The sequence below is a fragment of the Cellulomonas chitinilytica genome, assembly GCF_016862675.1.
Taxonomy (GTDB): domain Bacteria; phylum Actinomycetota; class Actinomycetes; order Actinomycetales; family Cellulomonadaceae; genus Cellulomonas; species Cellulomonas chitinilytica.
Genome location: NZ_BONK01000007.1, coordinates 41,331 through 56,302, shown reverse-complemented (window position 1 = coordinate 56,302; position 14,972 = coordinate 41,331). Strand labels below are relative to the sequence as shown.

Below are 14,972 nucleotides of genomic sequence, written 5' to 3'. Positions count from 1 at the left end.
ACCCTGGTCACACGCTCGCACGTGTCGCCCACAGGTCGCACCGTAGGCTGGTGCGCATGCTCACGACGACGGCCCTCGCGGCCGCCCTGCCCGCCGTCCACGCGGGCGCACCCGTGCACACGCTCCTCCCGGACTTCCTCGACGCCCAGCACCTCATCGACTCGTTCGGGACGGCCGCGCTCATCGGCATCCTCGCGGTCATCTTCGTCGAGGTCGGCCTGCTGTTCCCGATCCTGCCGGGCGACTCGATGCTGTTCACCGCCGGCGCGCTCGTCGCGCAGGACTCGCTGGACATCCCGATCGGGATCTGGCCGCTGTCGCTGCTCCTCATCCTGACGGCGTTCGCCGGGACGCAGTGCGGCTACTGGATCGGCCGGGGCCTCGGCCCGAAGGTGTTCAACAAGCCCGACTCGCGCTTCTTCAAGCAGAAGTACATCGACCAGACGTACGCGTACTTCGACAAGTACGGCGGCCGGACGCTGATCGTCGCGCAGTTCATCCCGTTCGTGCGCACGTACGCGTCCGTCGCGGCGGGCGTGGGACGGATGCCGTACCGCCACTTCGTGAAGTGGAACGCCATCGGCGTGGTGCTGTGGGCCGGTGGCGTGACCTGGCTCGGCTACGGGCTCGGGAACATCACGTTCATCAAGGACAACATCGAGGCCCTGCTGGTCCTCGTGGTGCTGTTCTCGGTCACGCCCATCCTCGTCGAGCTGTGGCGCAAGCGCCGCAAGGACAAGGCCGCCGCGGCCGCGGGTCTGCCCGTCACCGATCGCGACGAGCGCTACGACGACCCGGCCGAGCGCGAGGCCGTCGAGCGCAAGGCCTTCGGGGCATGACGCGGGAGATCCGCTCCTGGCTGTCCGACATGGACGGTGTCCTCGTGCACGAGGGCACCGCGCTGCCCGGCGCCGCCGACTTCGTCCGCGCGCTGCGCGACGCGGGGCGGCCGTTCCTGATCCTCACGAACAACTCGATCTTCACCCCGCGCGACCTGCGGGCACGGCTGTCGATGTCCGGGATCGACGTGCCCGAGGGGGCCATCTGGACGTCGGCGCTCGCGACCGCCCAGTTCCTCACCGACCAGATGCCCGGCGGGTCCGCGTACGTCATCGGCGAGGCGGGCCTCACGACGGCGCTGTACGAGGCCGGATACACCCTGACGGCCGCCGAGCCCGACTTCGTCGTCCTCGGTGAGACCCGCACGTACTCGTTCGAGGCGATCACGCAGGCCATCCGCCTCATCCAGGGTGGCGCGCGGTTCATCGCCACGAACCCGGACGTCACCGGCCCGAGCGCCGAGGGCGACCTGCCGGCCACCGGGGCCGTCGCGGCGATGATCCAGGCCGCGACCCGTCGTCAGCCGTACTTCGTCGGGAAGCCGAACCCGATGATGATCCGGTCGGCGCTCAACCGGATCGACGCCCACTCCGAGACCACCGTGATGGTCGGTGACCGGATGGACACCGACGTCGTCGCGGGCATCGAGGCCGGCCTGCGGACGTTCCTCGTGCTCTCGGGGTCGACGAAGGAGTCGGACGTGGCCCGGTTCCCGTTCCGGCCGAACGAGATCGTCGACTCGATCCAGGACCTCGTCGACCGGGTGTAGCCGGGACCTCGTCGTCAGGCGGCGAGCCGCAGCGGCGGCACCCCGGGAGCCGGGTCGGTGATGAGCCGCGCGTGCGTCTCGACGTCGTACCGTTCGGCGCCGTACCGCAGCTTCGCCCGCTCGACGCCTTCGGCCGCGAAGCCGGCGCGGGTCGCGACGGCGCAGGACGCCGGGTTGTTCAGACGGTGCCCGAGCTCCAGACGGAACAGGCCGAGCTCGTCGAGCGCCCAGCGCGCGACCGTCGCCAGACCGCGCGTCGCGAGCCCTCGACCGCGGGCGCTGGCGGTCAGCCAGTAGAAGGTCCACGCCGTCTCGTGGACGTGCTCGACGCTGCCCACGCCGACGTTGCCGACCACGGTGCCGTCGACGACGACCGCGAAGTGGTGCTCCGACGGCGACGACGGTGCGAGCTCGTCGTCGATCAGCTCGGCGCACGCGCGGACGTCGACCAGGTCGGCGCCGCCGAGCTGGCGGGCCAGGTCGGGGCTCTCCAGGACGGCGGCGTGCAGCGCGGCCGCGTCCGCCGTGGTCCACCGGCGCAGGTGGGGACTCGTCATGCCGGTGCCCGTGCCGTCAGGCGAGACCCAGGTCCGTCAGGCTGAACAGGTAGTGGTACGGGACGCCGAGCGCCTCGATCTTCTCCTGGGCGCCCGTCGCACGGTCGACGATCACGGCGACCCCGACGACCTCGGCGCCGGCCTCACGGGCCGCCTCGACGGCCGCGATCGGCGACCCGCCCGTCGTCGACGTGTCCTCGACGACGACGACGCGCCGACCTGCGATGTCCGGCCCCTCGATGCGGCGCTGCATGCCGTGCGCCTTCGCCTCCTTGCGGACGACGAACGCGTCGAGGTCCTGCCCGCGGGACGCCGCGGCGTGCAGGAGCGACGTCGCGACGGGGTCGGCGCCGAGCGTCAGGCCGCCGACCGCGTCGATCTCGGCGGTGCCGAGCCCGACCTCCTCGAGCCGGTCGAGCAGCAGGTGGCCGATGAGCGGGGCCGCCCGGTGGTGGAGCGTCGCGCGGCGCAGGTCGACGTAGTAGTCGGCCTCGAGGCCGGACGAGAGCGTGACCTTGCCGTGCACGACTGCGAGGTCCTGGATGAGTGCGAGGAGCTGCTCGCGGGGCGTCGGGGAGAGGTCCTGGGTCACGGCCGACAGGTTACCGGGCGCAGTGCCGTGCCCGGGCGCGCCGACGGCCCTGGCGAGCTCCGGCCGGCCGACCTCCGCCGGACGACCTCCGCCGGCCGGGCGACGTCGCGCGGGCTACTGCGCGCCGCCCTCCAGTGCCTTGCGGTACCGCCCGAACGCGCGCACGGCGGACCGGGGCGCGAGCCGGACGACGCCCGACGCGAGCTGGTAGCGCAGGCTCGGTGTCGAGATCACGGCCCCTCGACGGACGTCGGCGAGCGCCGTCGCGACCACGTCCTCCGCGTTGAGCCACGCGATCTCGGGGTACGCGCTGACGTCGATGCGCCCGCGCTCGTGGAACTCGGTGTGCACGAACCCGGGGCAGAGCGCCGTCGCGGTGACGCCCGTGCCGCGCAGCTCCACGGCGAGCCCCTCGGTGAACGAGCGGACCCAGGCCTTGTGGGCGGAGTACGTGCCGGACGCGAGCAGCGCGGCGACGGACGCGACGTTGAGGACCGCTCCCCTGCCCCGCTCGACCATCGCGCCCGCTGCGGCGTGCGACAGGACGAGCACCGCGCGGACCATGACCTCGAGCGCGTCCTCCTCGCGGGCGAGATCGCCCTCGACGAACCGCTGGTTGAGACCGAGCCCGGCGTTGTTCACGAGCAGGCCGACGGGGTTCTCGTCGCTGCGCAGGCGGTCCGCGACGCGCTCCATGCCGGCGCGGTCCGAGAGGTCGGCCACGAGCACCTCGGCACGGACGCCCGCGGCGGCGCGGAGCTGCTCGGCGAGGCGGGTGAGGCGTTCCTCGTCGCGGGCCACGAGGACGACGTCGTGACGGGCCGTGGCGAGCTGCCAGGCGAACTCCAGTCCGAGGCCGGCGCTGGCGCCGGTGACGAGTGCGGTTCCCATGCCGTCACCCTACGGACCACGAACGACCCGTCGCACGACATCACGGGCGTGAGGTCCGGTGCGTGGTGGCACAGCGTCGTCCGGGTCCGGTTCCTCCCACCTCAGGGCCTCGCAGACCTCGTCGGTCGGGCCGCGCGCGTCGTCCGTCGACCTGGTGACGGCCCGGGCGGCGTGCGTCGTGCGTCGACCCGCCCACAGCCGGGCCGGTCGCGCGGAACCCGACGAGTGGCGGATCCGGTGCCCGAGGTGTCGGCGTGCACTCGTAGGGTTGGCGCGTGCCCTCCCGACCGTCCGACGAGCCCGCGTACGCCGCCGTCGACGACCTCCCGTTCGCGGCGTACGACGAGCCGCCGCTCGACGAGCCGCCGTACGACCCCGCCTACGACGACGTGCCGCCGGACCTCCTCGACCCGTGGTCGTCGGCGGCACCCACCTCGGGGAGAGGCCCGGCCCGTGGGGCCCGGGACAGCTCGCCGGCCGGCACGGTCGGTGCGTCCCGGGCGTCCCGGGCGTCCAGTGCGTCCAGTGCGTCCAGTGCGTCCCGTGCGCCGCGGGGCCCCGCCGACGGGCACGGGCTCCCCGCGCGGGTCCCGCCCGCGCAGCCTGCGGCGACGCTCCTCGACGACGGCCCGGCGCCGTCCGCGCTCGAGGTCCTGCGCCGGGTGTGGGGCTACGACGAGTTCCGCGGCGACCAGGCGGAGATCATCGACACGGTCGTCGCGGGTGGCGACGCGCTCGTCCTCATGCCCACCGGCGGCGGGAAGTCGCTCTGCTACCAGGTGCCGGCGCTCGTCCGGCCGGGGACCGGTGTCGTCGTGTCCCCGCTCATCGCCCTGATGCAGGACCAGGTCGACGCGCTGTCCGCGCTCGGCGTGCGCGCCGGGTTCCTCAACTCGACGCAGCAGCCGCACGAACGCCGGGCCGTCGAGCAGGCGTACCTGTCGGGCGAGCTGGACCTGCTCTACCTCGCGCCCGAGCGCCTGCGCGTCCGCGAGACGGTCGAGCTGCTGGACCAGGGGCGGGTCGCGCTGTTCGCGATCGACGAGGCGCACTGCGTGTCCCAGTGGGGGCACGACTTCCGCCCCGACTACCTGCAGCTGTCGATGCTGCACGAGCGGTGGCCCGAGGTCCCCCGCGTCGCGCTGACCGCCACGGCGACGGAGGCCACGCACGCCGAGATCGCCGAACGTCTGCAGCTGCGGGAGGCCCGGCACTTCGTCGCGAGCTTCGACCGGCCGAACATCCAGTACCGGATCGCCCCCAAGGACAACCCGCGGGCGCAGCTCCTGCACCTGCTGCGCACCGAGCACCCCGGCGACGCCGGGATCGTGTACTGCCTGTCCCGTGCGTCCGTCGAGCAGACCGCCGCGTACCTCGTCGACCAGGGCATCCCGGCGCTGCCGTACCACGCCGGCCTCGACCGGCAGGTCCGGGCACGCAACCAGGCGCGGTTCCTCCGGGAGGACGGCGTCGTGATGGTCGCGACCATCGCGTTCGGCATGGGCATCGACAAGCCCGACGTGCGGTTCGTGGCACACCTCGACCTGCCCAAGTCGGTCGAGGGCTACTACCAGGAGACAGGTCGTGCCGGGCGTGACGGGCTGCCGTCGACCGCGTGGCTCGCGTACGGGCTGGCCGACGTGGTCCAGCAGCGACGCATGATCGACACGTCCGACGGGGACGCCGCACACCGCCGCCGGCTCACGCAGCACCTCGACGCGATGCTCGCCCTGTGCGAGACGGTGTCGTGCCGTCGCGTCCAGCTCCTGAACTACTTCGGCCAGAGCGGCGCCGAGGCGTGCGGCAACTGCGACACGTGCCTGAGCCCGCCCGAGTCGTGGGACGGGACCGTCCCGGCGCAGAAGCTCCTGTCCACGGTCGTGCGCCTCGAGCAGCGGGGTCAGCGGTACGGCGTCGGGCACCTCGTCGACATCCTGCGCGGCAAGTCGACCCCGCGCGTGCAGCAGCTCGGCCACGCGTCGCTGTCGACGTTCGGCGTCGGCGCCGACCTGTCCGACGGCGAGTGGCGGGGCGTCGTGCGGCAGCTGCTCGCGGCCGAGCTCCTCGGCGTCGACACCGACGGGTACGGCACGCTGCGGCTCGCGCCCGCGAGCGCCGAGGTGCTGCGCGGCGAGCGCGAGGTGCGGCTGCGGCGCGAGGTCGAGAAGGCACCTCGCTCCCGGGGCGCACGGGAGGAGCGCGGCGGGCGGCGGCCGGCGGCGGCGGACCTCGACGGTCCCGACGCGGAGCTGTTCGAGCGGCTGCGCGCGTGGCGGGCCGGGGCGGCACGCGAGCAGGGCGTGCCCGCGTACGTCGTGTTCCACGACGCGACCCTGCGGGCCGTCGTCGAGCGGCGCCCGGCGTCGCTGGAGGAGCTCGGGACGATCAGCGGGGTCGGCGCGGCCAAGCTCGACCGGTACGGGGCGGGCCTGCTCGCCGCACTGGAGGGCACGGAGGCGCCGGCCTGAGGTACCCGCTTCCGGTGTCGCGGGGTCGCCGGCGTGACGTCCCTGATCAGCCGCTCGCCTCGGCCCGCGTCCTGTGGCTGGCGACCGCGGCGAGCGGTGCCAGGACCACGACGGCGGCCGGTGCGACCGTCCACGCACCGACCGGCAGCGCGCCAGCGCTCGACAGCAGCAGCACCAGGATCGCGGTCCCGACGCACCACCACTGCGGCACGCTGAGCCAGAGCGCGGGCGTCGGGTGGTCGCCGCGCCACGTCTCGACGACCAGCCGGAGGCATGCGCGCGAGCCGAGCGCGGCCACCAGCACAGCACCCGCCGGGAGGCCGTGGCCCGGCGCCGTCCCCGTCGCGAGAGGCAGGGTCGCGACAGGCAGGATCGCGACGGGCAGCGTCCCGACAGGCAGCGTCGCGAGAGCCAGGCTCGCGAGAGCCAGGGTCGCGAGCACCAGAGCCCCCGCTGCCTCCGCGGCCTGCACGGGAGCGAGTCGCGTCCCGACCAGCGCCGCGGGGAACCCGGCGCGCGCATGACCAGGTCCGTAGCACACCCCCGGCCGCGACCCGGCGACCGGCCGGCCGTAGCAGCACCCGGCGACCAGGCACCCGACCCGGCCGACGCCCAGCACGACCAGCAGCCCCGTCTGCGCGGCATCCAGGAGCCCGAGCGGTCCGCCGAACCCGATCCCGACGACCAGCGCAGCGACGAGGACGACAGCCTCGTGCTCGTGCCACACCCAGTCCGCCGAGCCTCGGGCCGCCCGGACCACCATGACGGCGACGGACCCGAGAGCTCCTGCGAGCGCCATGACGAGGACTGCCGCCGGCGGCGTCCCCGACCGTCCGGCACAGGTGAGCGCGGTGGCGACCCCGAGCACCAGGCCGCCGAGCGCGAGGACCCGGTAGGCGGGCACCGTGGTGCGGCCGACGTGGATGTCCGGGCCGGGCACGGTCCACGACCGACCTGCCGACCGACCGGCCGACTGATCTGCCCGGCGGCGCGCAGCCGCGGTCGCGGTCATCGCACCGTGAGACCGGCGAGCCGGTCAGCGAGGGTCGTGTTGCCCACGACGAACCGGATGTGCATGACCACGTGCTCGGCGCTCGGCACCGCGGCCCGCGTCATGCCGGCGTCGGCCAGGGCGGCGATCCTGCCCCATCCGTCGGCCTCGAGGAACGCGCGGATCGCCGCGACGCCCGCCGTCGGCACCGCCGCGCCGGACGGCAACCGGTAGCGGGCGACCAGCGCGTCCAGGGTGCGTGTGCTGCCGAGGTCGATGGTGGTCGTGTCGGTGGCACCGAAGTGCGACGCCCTCGCGGGGAGGCCGGCGTCGCTGCGCAGGTCGTTCTCGGAGATGCCCGCACCGGGCCCGAAGTCCTGCTGCGGACCGGTGGCGCCGCCGGTGCGCACCGTCGCGAAGCTCGTCTGACCCGTCGCTGTCCGGAGCTCCTCCGGGCTCTGCGGTTCGCCGGTGACCGGGTCGCGGACCAGCCCGGCACCGCTGAACGTCGTCCGCAGCATCTCCGGGGGTAACGGGGGCGCGATGTTCTGACCGCGGGCGTTGTTGAGCGCGTGGATGAGCTCGTGACCGACCGTGATCGACGGGTCCATCCGGATGATCTGCACCTGGCCCGGGCGTCCGCCGAGCACGACCTGGTTCTGGGCGAGCTCCGGGTTGAGCGTGACGGTTGACCCGGAGCCGACGCGCGCCCCCGGCTCACCGATCCCACGGCCGGCCAGCGCGTCCGCGGCCTGCGTCTCCTGCCCGGCACCGGACCGCAGGTCGACCGTCTGACCGGTGGCGATCAGCTCGGTGACGAGCCGGAAGCCCGAGGGGAGCCGCAGCAGGTCGTGCAGGCTCGAGCGGACGAAGTCGGCGAACTCCGGAGGGCGCGGGTCGATCTTGAGGGTCGTCGCCCCCGCCATGATCAGGTCGAGGATGCGGTCGGCGTACGCGGCGCGGAAGCCGGCGTCGCTGCGTCCGTTGAGCGACACGATGTCGCCGAAGCTCTTCGCCCGCACGGCGCGTTCCCACGCGATGGCGTCGCGGTGGAGGTCGTCCGACGACGAGGCGACCTCGTCCAGTCGTCGGAGCTGGTCGGCGCTCGCCGAGCGGAGGAACGACTCGAGCCGGGCCGGGTCGCGCTCCGAGCGGAACGCGTCCAGCCGCTGCTTCTCCTCGTCGGTGCAGCCGGAGCAGCGGCGCAGCGACAGGGCGGACCGCAGCCTGACGAGCATCCCGTCGCTCGGGGTCTGCTCGGTGGCGACGGCCACGGCGGCCCGGTCGGCCTCCGCTTCGAGCGCAGGGACCGACCCACCGGGACCGCCGCCGTCGCTCTGCTGGACGGCATGGGCGGCCTCGTGCGCGAGCAGGCCGTCGCCGGCGGCCGTGCCGGGTGCGTAGTGCGCGGGGTCGACGACGATCCGGGAGCCGACGGTGAACGCTGCGGCGCCCTCGCGGGCGGTCGCTGCGCCGTCCAGGCTCACGGTGACGTCGGACAGGTCGGCGCCCCCCAGACCCGCCTCGAGGCGGGACCGGGTGCCCGGGTCGAGGCTCGTGCCGGTCGCGGGGCCGGGCCGGGGACGTCCGAGCATCCCGGCGACCGCGGCATTGCCCGCGCTGCTCTGCAGCTGGAGAAGGCCGGGCGGGTCGTGGTGCGCACCGCGCACAGCGGGCGCGGCGGGCGTGGCGGGCGAGGCCAGCGTGGCCGGCGTCGGGGCGGCGCGCGCGGCGTCGGGCCTGTCGCGTGCGCGTGCCACCGGACGGGTCGGCTCGCCGAGCTCGTCCGCCCGCAGACGCCGATCCGCGGCCATGTTCCGATGCTGGGATCAGCGTCGCGCCGGCGCCGGGCCGCTGGTGTACCCCAGGGGGAAGCGCGAACTGCCCGGAAGGGCAACCACCGAGGTCGCGCTGGGGACGCCGCCGGGCCGTCCCGGGGCCGTTCCCGGTCGTCGCAGGGCCGTCGCTGGGCCGTCCCCGGTCGTCGTCGGGCCGTCGCCGGGTCGCCGCGGGGTCGTCCCCGGCCGTCCCGGGCCGTCCCCAGCTCGTCACCGAGATCGCACCATGGCCGTCCCGGCCGTCCCCGAGCGGTCCCGAGGGGCGGCACGGCCCGATGACGACGTTCGGGTCGACCCGCTCAGCGGGGCGCGGCAGGCCCGGTCGAGTCGCGCACCACGAGATGCGTCGGGAGCTCCTCGTAGTCGCCGGCCGGTCCGGGGACGCGTCGGTCGATCGTCGCGAGGAGCAGGTCGGCGGCCCGGTGACCGGCGCGTTCGAGCGGGGCTGCGACGGTGGTGAGGGCGGGCCGGACGAGGTCGGCGCCGAACACGTCGTCGCAGCCGACGACGCTCATCTGGCCGGGGACGTCGACGCCGCGCGCTGTGAACCGTTCGAGCATGCCGAACGCGAGCAGGTCGTTGAACGCGAGGACACCTGTGGCGTCGGACTGCCAGGCGGCGTCGGCGGCGGCGGCGCCGGCCTCGCGCTGCGGTGCGTAGTGACCGAGGACGACGACCTCGACGCGCAGCCGGCGGGCCGCGGCGCGCAGGGCGGTGCGGCGGCGGCTGTCGGACCACGAGGTGCGGGGGCCGCCCGCGTAGGCGATGCGCCGGTGGCCGAGGGAGGCGAGGTGCTCGAGGGCCTGCACGGCGCCGCCGGGGGTGTCGATGACGACGCCGGCGCCGTTGACGGGCCGGTTGAGGGTGACGAGCGGGAGGGCGGACGACCAGGCGACGAGCCACTCGTCGCCGAGGCGGGGGGCGGCGAGGACGGCCCCGTCGGCGCTGGTCCGGAGCATGCGCAGGGCTCGTTCCTCGGCCTGGACGGACTCCTCGGTGTCGACGAGCACGTGGGCGTAGCCGGCGGCGCGCAGGGCGGCCTGGGTGCCGCGGACGATGCCGAAGAAGAACGGGTTGGTGACGTCGGGGACGACGAGCGCGACGGTGCCGGTCTTGCCCGAGCTGAGGGCACGCCCGGAGGCGCCGACGGTGTAGCCGAGCGCGGCGGCGGCCTCACGGACCCGGACGGCCGTCTCCTCGTTGATCCGGCCCGGTCGTGACAGGGCGCGGGACGCCGTGGAGATGGCGACGCCGCTCGCGGCGGCGACGTCGCGCAGGGTCGGCGGCTTGTCGGTCACGGGCTCATGGTGACGCCCGGGGGTCCCGTTGGCAACATCTGGCAAACGATTGCCACCCGACGCCGGACGACCGTAGGCTCGCCGGGGCGCGCCGCACCCCGCCGACGACGACGGGACCGGTGACCGGCGCGCGGATCAGGAGACACCACGGCCATGACCCCGCTGCCCGACGACGTGACGACGCCGACCGCCGAGACGCCCGGCACGCCCGACGCGGGCGGCACACCCGGAACGGCCGGCACGCGCGCGGCGCCCGCCGGGACACGCGCCGCCCGCCCGGGCAGCGCGATCCGGTCGGCCGAGGTGCTGGTCTCCAGCCCGGACCGCAACTTCGTCACGCTGCGGCTCACCACCGAGGACGGCGTCGTCGGCCTGGGCGACGCGACGCTCAACGGGCGCGAGCTGTCGGTGGTCAGCTACCTCACCGATCACGTCGTCCCGCTGCTGCTCGGCCGGGACGCGCACCGCATCGAGGACACGTGGCAGTTCCTCTACCGCAGCGCGTACTGGCGCCGCGGCCCGGTGACGATGGCCGCGATCGCCGCGGTCGACGTGGCGCTGTGGGACATCAAGGCGAAGGTCGCCGGGCTGCCGCTCTACCAGCTGCTCGGCGGGGCGAGCCGGACCGGGATCATGGCGTACGGCCACGCGAGCGGTCGCGACCTGCCCGAGCTGTTCGACTCGATCCGGCACCACCAGGAGCAGGGCTTCCGCTCGATCCGTGTGCAGACGTCCGTGCCGGGCATCGACGCCGTGTACGGGGTGGCGGCGCAGCCGTCGTCGTCGGGCCGCTACGACTACGAGCCCGCCCAGCGCGCGCCCCTGCCCGCCGAGGAGGACTGGGACACCCGCGCGTACCTGCGGCACATCCCGCGCGTGTTCGAGGCGGTCCGGAACGAGTTCGGCCCGGAGCTGCCGCTGCTGCACGACGGCCACCACCGGATGACCCCCATCCAGGCGGCCCGGCTCGGCAAGGACCTCGAGCAGTACGACCTGTTCTGGCTGGAGGACTGCACGCCCGCCGAGAACCAGGACGCGCTGCGCCTCGTCCGGCAGCACACCACGACGCCGCTCGCGATCGGCGAGGTGTTCAACACCGTCTGGGACTACCAGACGCTGGTCCGCGAGCAGCTCATCGACTACGTCCGGTCGGCCGTCACGCACACCGGCGGCATCACGGCGCTGCGCCGGATCCTCGACTTCGCCGCGCAGTACCAGATCAAGTCCGGCATCCACGGTCCGACCGACATCTCCCCCGTCGGCATGGCCGCGGCGCTGCACCTGGACCTCGCGATCCACAACTTCGGCATCCAGGAGTACATGCAGCACGGCCCGCGGACCAACGAGGTGTTCCTGCAGACGTTCACGTTCGAGGACGGCTACCTGCACCCCGGCGACGCCCCCGGGCTCGGCGTCGGGTACGACGACGAGGCCGCGGAGAAGTACCCGTACCAGCCGGCGTACCTGCCGTTCAACCGGCTCAAGGACGGCACGGTCCACGACTGGTGACCAGGACCATCCGACCGCGCACGACGAGGACCGCATGACGAACAGTCCGACCGACGTCCACCCCGCCTGGCTGCCGCCCGCCGCGCTGCGCCCGGTCGGTGCTCGCCGCGTGCACGTCGCGGGCGACGGCCCGCTCGTCGCCACCGTGCGCGCCGAGGTGGCCGCCGCGACCACCGCGCACGGCGGCGCGCTCGTCGACGACCCCGCCGCAGCCGACCTGGTGCTGACGGTCGACCCGGCCCTCGACGGCGCGGACGCGTTCGTCGTCGGGCGGCGGGACGGCGTCACGACCGTGCGGGCGGGAGGGGACGCCGGGCTGCTGCACGCCCTGCACCACGTGGTGCGTCAGGGTGAGGCCGCGTTCGGCGCCGACCACGAGGACGAGCGGCACGCACCCGTCGAGCCGGTCCGGATGCTCGACCACTGGGACAACATGACCGTGCACCCGGTGATGGGGCAGGTCGAACGGGGCTACGCGGGCGGGTCGATCTTCTACGCCGACGGCAAGGTCCGCCACGACCTGTCCCGCGTCGAGGCGTACGCCCGGCTGCTCGGGTCCGTCGGGATCAACGCCGTCGGGCTGAACAACGTCAACGTGCACGCCACCGAGGCGCGGCTGCTCACCGACCACCTCGACGGGGTCGTCCGGCTCGCGGCGGCGTTCCGGCCGCACGGCGTCCGGGTCTACCTGTCGGTGTCGTTCGCGGCCCCGATGACGGTCGGCGGGCTGCCGTCGTCGGACCCGCTGGACCCGGACGTGCAGGCGTGGTGGGCCGACGCGGCCGCCCGCGTCTACGCAGCGGTCCCGGACTTCGGCGGGTTCGTCGTCAAGGCCGACTCCGAGGGGCAGCCCGGGCCGTTCGCCTACGGGCGCGATCACGCCGACGGCGCGAACCTGCTGGCCCGGGCGCTGGCGCCGTTCGGGGGGACGGTGTTCTGGCGGGCGTTCGTCTACGACCACCACCAGGACTGGCGGGACCGTTCGACGGACCGCGCCCGCGCCGCGTACGACCACTTCGCGCCGCTCGACGGGCGGTTCGACGACAACGTCGTCCTGCAGGTGAAGTACGGGCCGATGGACTTCCAGACGCGCGAACCCGTCTCCCCGGTGATCGCCGCGATGCCGCGGACCCGGCTCGCCGTCGAGCTCCAGGTGACGCAGGAGTACACCGGCCAGCAGAGGCACGCCGTGTGGCTCGGGCCGCAGTGGTCGCAGATCCTGCGGTTCGGGCTGTGGGGTGACGGGGGCCGGACGGTCGCGGACGTGGCCGCGGGTGCGGGTGCGGGCACGGGAGCCGAGGGCGCGGGTGCGGCTGGCACAGGCGCCGCGCGCACGGGCGGCATCGTCGCCGTCTCCAACGTCGGCGACGACCCGTTCTGGACCGGCCACCCCCTCGCGCAGGCCAACCTCTACACGTTCGCCCGCCTCGCGTGGGACCCGTCGGCGGACCCCGTCACGCTGCTCGACGAGTGGATCGGCCTGACGTTCCCGGACGCCGCCGCGCCGGTCCGCGACACCCTGCACGGCATCCTCGACGACTCGTGGCGCACCTACGAGGACTACACGGCGCCCCTCGGGGTCGGCTTCATGGTCCGCCCCGGCCACCACTACGGCCCCGACGTCGACGGGTACGAGTACACCCCGTGGGGCACGTACCACTTCGCGGACCGCGACGGCATCGGCGTGGACCGCACGCGCGCGACGGGTACCGGCTACACCGGCCAGTACCCGGCACCGTGGCGGGAGGTCTACGAGGACGTCGCGACGTGCCCCGACGAGCTGCTGCTGTTCTTCCACCACGTGCCCTGGTCACACGTGCTGCACAGCGGGGTGTCCGTCGCGCAGCACGTGTACGACACCCACTGGGCGGGTGCCGAGCGCACCGGGTCGAACGCCGCGGCCTGGACGGCGCTGGCCGATGAGGTCCCCGACGACCTGCACGCACGCGTCACCGAGCGGCTCGCCGAGCAGGTCCGCAGCGCGCACGAGTGGCGCGACCAGCTGTGCACGTACGTGTTCCGGCACAGCGGCATCCCGGACGCCCGCGGGCGGCGGATCTACTGACCGGACCTGACCTGACCGGGCCTGACCTGACCTGCTGCGATCGCGGCGTCAGCAGAGCTCGACGAAGCCGACGACGGTGTCGCCTCCCCGGTTCCAGACCTGCGCGGCATACGTCAGGCCGTCGCTGTCCGGATCGGCCCCTGACTCTCCGGGAACCTCGAAGTGGTCGCGGGCGGTCGCCCAGTACGCGTCAAGGCTCGCGCCGGTCACGGACCGGAACGGACGGCCGAGCCCGTGAACGAACGCACGGCGCCCGCGCGACAGCTGGTCGGTGACCTCCTGCGAGCTCGCCCACCGGCCCAGGTGCGTCTGCCACTCGGCACCGTCGAGGTCCCACAGCCGGTCGCGGAGGACGCGGCCACGAGCCGGGCCGGTCGACATCTGCTCGCCCCTCCCGCCGGCACCTGCGTGTGCTCCGTGCGTCTGCACTGATCGTGACGCGCGAGGCTCGGCCCGATGCTAGCTCGGGTCGTGGCGGACGAACCGTTCCTTCGCGTCGGCGATCACGGGCCCGGCGTTGCGGACCAGCAGCAGGACGAGGACCGACAGGAGGAGCAGCAGGAGCCAGTCGGTCGCGAGCACGGCGATGCCGCCCCCGATCACGACGAGCGCGACGACCCCGAGCCCCGAGCCGGGCTTCGCGGCGAGGTAGTACGCGGCGAGGCGGGCGACGTCGCGGGTCCGGAAGGCGAACACCGACGACAGGACGAGGGCGTTCCCGGCCCAGGCCAGCACCGCGACCCCGAGCAGCACGGCCACCAGCGCGAACGGCCCGCCCCCCGCCGCGTTGATGTCGAGCACGGCGAGCAGCACGAGCGTCGGCACCCACCACTGGAGCACGTCGCGCCAGTTGAGCCGGTAGCCGCGCAGGTAGTGCCGGGCGGGCGTCAGGTCACGGTCGCCGGCCGGTGTCGCGAGCCACTGCCGCCACGCGAAGACGGCGGCCGCCAGCGACGGCCCCAGGGGCACGGCGGCGAGGGCGAACAGCGGGGCGTTGCCCGCCGACCGGTCGAGGAGCAGCAGGAGCACGAGACCCGGCAGCGACGTGAGGACGACGAGCCCCTCGATGACCAGCGCCCAGTAGACGACCGCCGACCACCGGGACAGCGGTCCCCGGCCGACCTCGGAGAAGCGCTCGGCGTCGCGGCTCATGA

The 14,972-nt window shown here is 74.3% G+C and carries 13 protein-coding genes; 5 read left to right on the top strand and 8 right to left on the bottom strand.

The features are described from left to right. Window positions 1–56: 56 nt before the first annotated feature. Window positions 57–839: a DedA family protein gene (locus Cch01nite_RS11190; protein ID WP_203753530.1), complete on the top strand. Its 783-nt coding sequence runs from the start codon at window positions 57–59 to the stop codon at window positions 837–839. Continuing rightward, the gene (locus Cch01nite_RS11185; RefSeq protein WP_203753527.1) at window positions 836–1,609 is read left to right on the top strand and encodes an HAD-IIA family hydrolase; all 774 of its coding nucleotides are present in this window, start codon (window positions 836–838) and stop codon (window positions 1,607–1,609) included. Before Cch01nite_RS11190 ends, Cch01nite_RS11185 begins: the two co-directional genes overlap by 4 nt. Window positions 1,610–1,623: 14 nt before the next feature. On the opposite strand, the gene Cch01nite_RS11180 is transcribed toward Cch01nite_RS11185, so the two are convergent. From Cch01nite_RS11180 to Cch01nite_RS11170, 3 genes are all read right to left on the bottom strand, one after another. Then, complete coding sequence (locus Cch01nite_RS11180; protein WP_203753524.1) at window positions 1,624–2,166, bottom strand: GNAT family N-acetyltransferase; 543 nt, start codon at window positions 2,164–2,166, stop codon at window positions 1,624–1,626. A 16-nt stretch (window positions 2,167–2,182) separates the two neighbouring features. Next, on the bottom strand, window positions 2,183–2,758 hold the full coding sequence (gene pyrE, locus Cch01nite_RS11175) for an orotate phosphoribosyltransferase (RefSeq protein WP_203753522.1): 576 nt from the start codon (window positions 2,756–2,758) through the stop codon (window positions 2,183–2,185). Between the two features lie 114 nt (window positions 2,759–2,872). Next, entirely contained in the window at window positions 2,873–3,649 is a 777-nt protein-coding gene (locus Cch01nite_RS11170; protein WP_203753519.1) for an SDR family NAD(P)-dependent oxidoreductase, read from the bottom strand. A 275-nt stretch (window positions 3,650–3,924) separates the two neighbouring features. Between Cch01nite_RS11170 and recQ the strand changes: the two genes are divergently transcribed. Next, window positions 3,925–6,117 carry a DNA helicase RecQ gene (gene recQ, locus Cch01nite_RS11165; RefSeq protein WP_373309924.1) on the top strand — a complete coding sequence of 731 codons (2,193 nt, stop codon included), beginning with the start codon at window positions 3,925–3,927 and terminating at the stop codon, window positions 6,115–6,117. Between the two features lie 46 nt (window positions 6,118–6,163). Here the strand turns inward: recQ and Cch01nite_RS11160 are convergent, their stop codons facing one another. The 3 genes from Cch01nite_RS11160 to Cch01nite_RS11150 all read right to left on the bottom strand — a co-directional run bounded on the left by Cch01nite_RS11160 (window position 6,164) and on the right by Cch01nite_RS11150 (window position 10,244). After that, window positions 6,164–7,057, bottom strand: a complete 894-nt coding sequence (locus Cch01nite_RS11160; protein WP_203753516.1) for a prolipoprotein diacylglyceryl transferase family protein — start codon at window positions 7,055–7,057, stop codon at window positions 6,164–6,166. Between the two features lie 68 nt (window positions 7,058–7,125). Beyond that, entirely contained in the window at window positions 7,126–8,922 is a 1,797-nt protein-coding gene (locus tag Cch01nite_RS11155) for an eCIS core domain-containing protein (RefSeq protein WP_203753513.1), read from the bottom strand. 323 nt (window positions 8,923–9,245) lie between these two features. Then, the gene (locus Cch01nite_RS11150) at window positions 9,246–10,244 is read right to left on the bottom strand and encodes a LacI family DNA-binding transcriptional regulator (protein WP_203753510.1); all 999 of its coding nucleotides are present in this window, start codon (window positions 10,242–10,244) and stop codon (window positions 9,246–9,248) included. A 153-nt stretch (window positions 10,245–10,397) separates the two neighbouring features. On the opposite strand from Cch01nite_RS11150, the gene manD reads away from it, so the two are divergent. Beyond that, window positions 10,398–11,753 (top strand): D-mannonate dehydratase ManD, encoded by a 1,356-nt coding sequence (gene manD / locus Cch01nite_RS11145; RefSeq protein WP_239070319.1) that lies wholly within the window; start codon window positions 10,398–10,400, stop codon window positions 11,751–11,753. Between the two features lie 34 nt (window positions 11,754–11,787). Next, window positions 11,788–13,818: an alpha-glucuronidase gene (locus Cch01nite_RS11140; RefSeq protein ID WP_203753507.1), complete on the top strand. Its 2,031-nt coding sequence runs from the start codon at window positions 11,788–11,790 to the stop codon at window positions 13,816–13,818. 48 nt (window positions 13,819–13,866) lie between these two features. Here Cch01nite_RS11140 and Cch01nite_RS11135 read toward each other — a convergent pair whose 3' ends face one another. Together Cch01nite_RS11135 and Cch01nite_RS11130 are read right to left on the bottom strand one after the other, a co-directional pair. Continuing rightward, a complete protein-coding gene (locus Cch01nite_RS11135) occupies window positions 13,867–14,199 on the bottom strand; it encodes a hypothetical protein (RefSeq protein WP_203753504.1) in 333 nt (110 codons plus the stop codon). 78 nt (window positions 14,200–14,277) lie between these two features. Beyond that, window positions 14,278–14,970 (bottom strand): DUF624 domain-containing protein, encoded by a 693-nt coding sequence (locus Cch01nite_RS11130; RefSeq protein WP_203753501.1) that lies wholly within the window; start codon window positions 14,968–14,970, stop codon window positions 14,278–14,280. Between the last annotated feature and the right edge of the window lie 2 nt (window positions 14,971–14,972).

What these genes read in the sequence shown, in the direction of transcription:
- Cch01nite_RS11190 (WP_203753530.1), top strand. Translation starts at nt 57, where the DNA reads ATGCTCACGACGACGGCCCTCGCGGCCGCCCTGCCCGCCGTCCACGCG.
- Cch01nite_RS11185 (WP_203753527.1), top strand. Translation starts at nt 836, where the DNA reads ATGACGCGGGAGATCCGCTCCTGGCTGTCCGACATGGACGGTGTCCTC.
- Cch01nite_RS11180 (WP_203753524.1), bottom strand. Translation starts at nt 2,166, where the DNA reads ATGACGAGTCCCCACCTGCGCCGGTGGACCACGGCGGACGCGGCCGCG.
- Cch01nite_RS11170 (WP_203753519.1), bottom strand. Translation starts at nt 3,649, where the DNA reads ATGGGAACCGCACTCGTCACCGGCGCCAGCGCCGGCCTCGGACTGGAG.
- Cch01nite_RS11155 (WP_203753513.1), bottom strand. Translation starts at nt 8,922, where the DNA reads ATGGCCGCGGATCGGCGTCTGCGGGCGGACGAGCTCGGCGAGCCGACC.
- manD (WP_239070319.1), top strand. Translation starts at nt 10,398, where the DNA reads ATGACCCCGCTGCCCGACGACGTGACGACGCCGACCGCCGAGACGCCC.
- Cch01nite_RS11140 (WP_203753507.1), top strand. Translation starts at nt 11,788, where the DNA reads ATGACGAACAGTCCGACCGACGTCCACCCCGCCTGGCTGCCGCCCGCC.
- Cch01nite_RS11135 (WP_203753504.1), bottom strand. Translation starts at nt 14,199, where the DNA reads ATGTCGACCGGCCCGGCTCGTGGCCGCGTCCTCCGCGACCGGCTGTGG.
- Cch01nite_RS11130 (WP_203753501.1), bottom strand. Translation starts at nt 14,970, where the DNA reads ATGAGCCGCGACGCCGAGCGCTTCTCCGAGGTCGGCCGGGGACCGCTG.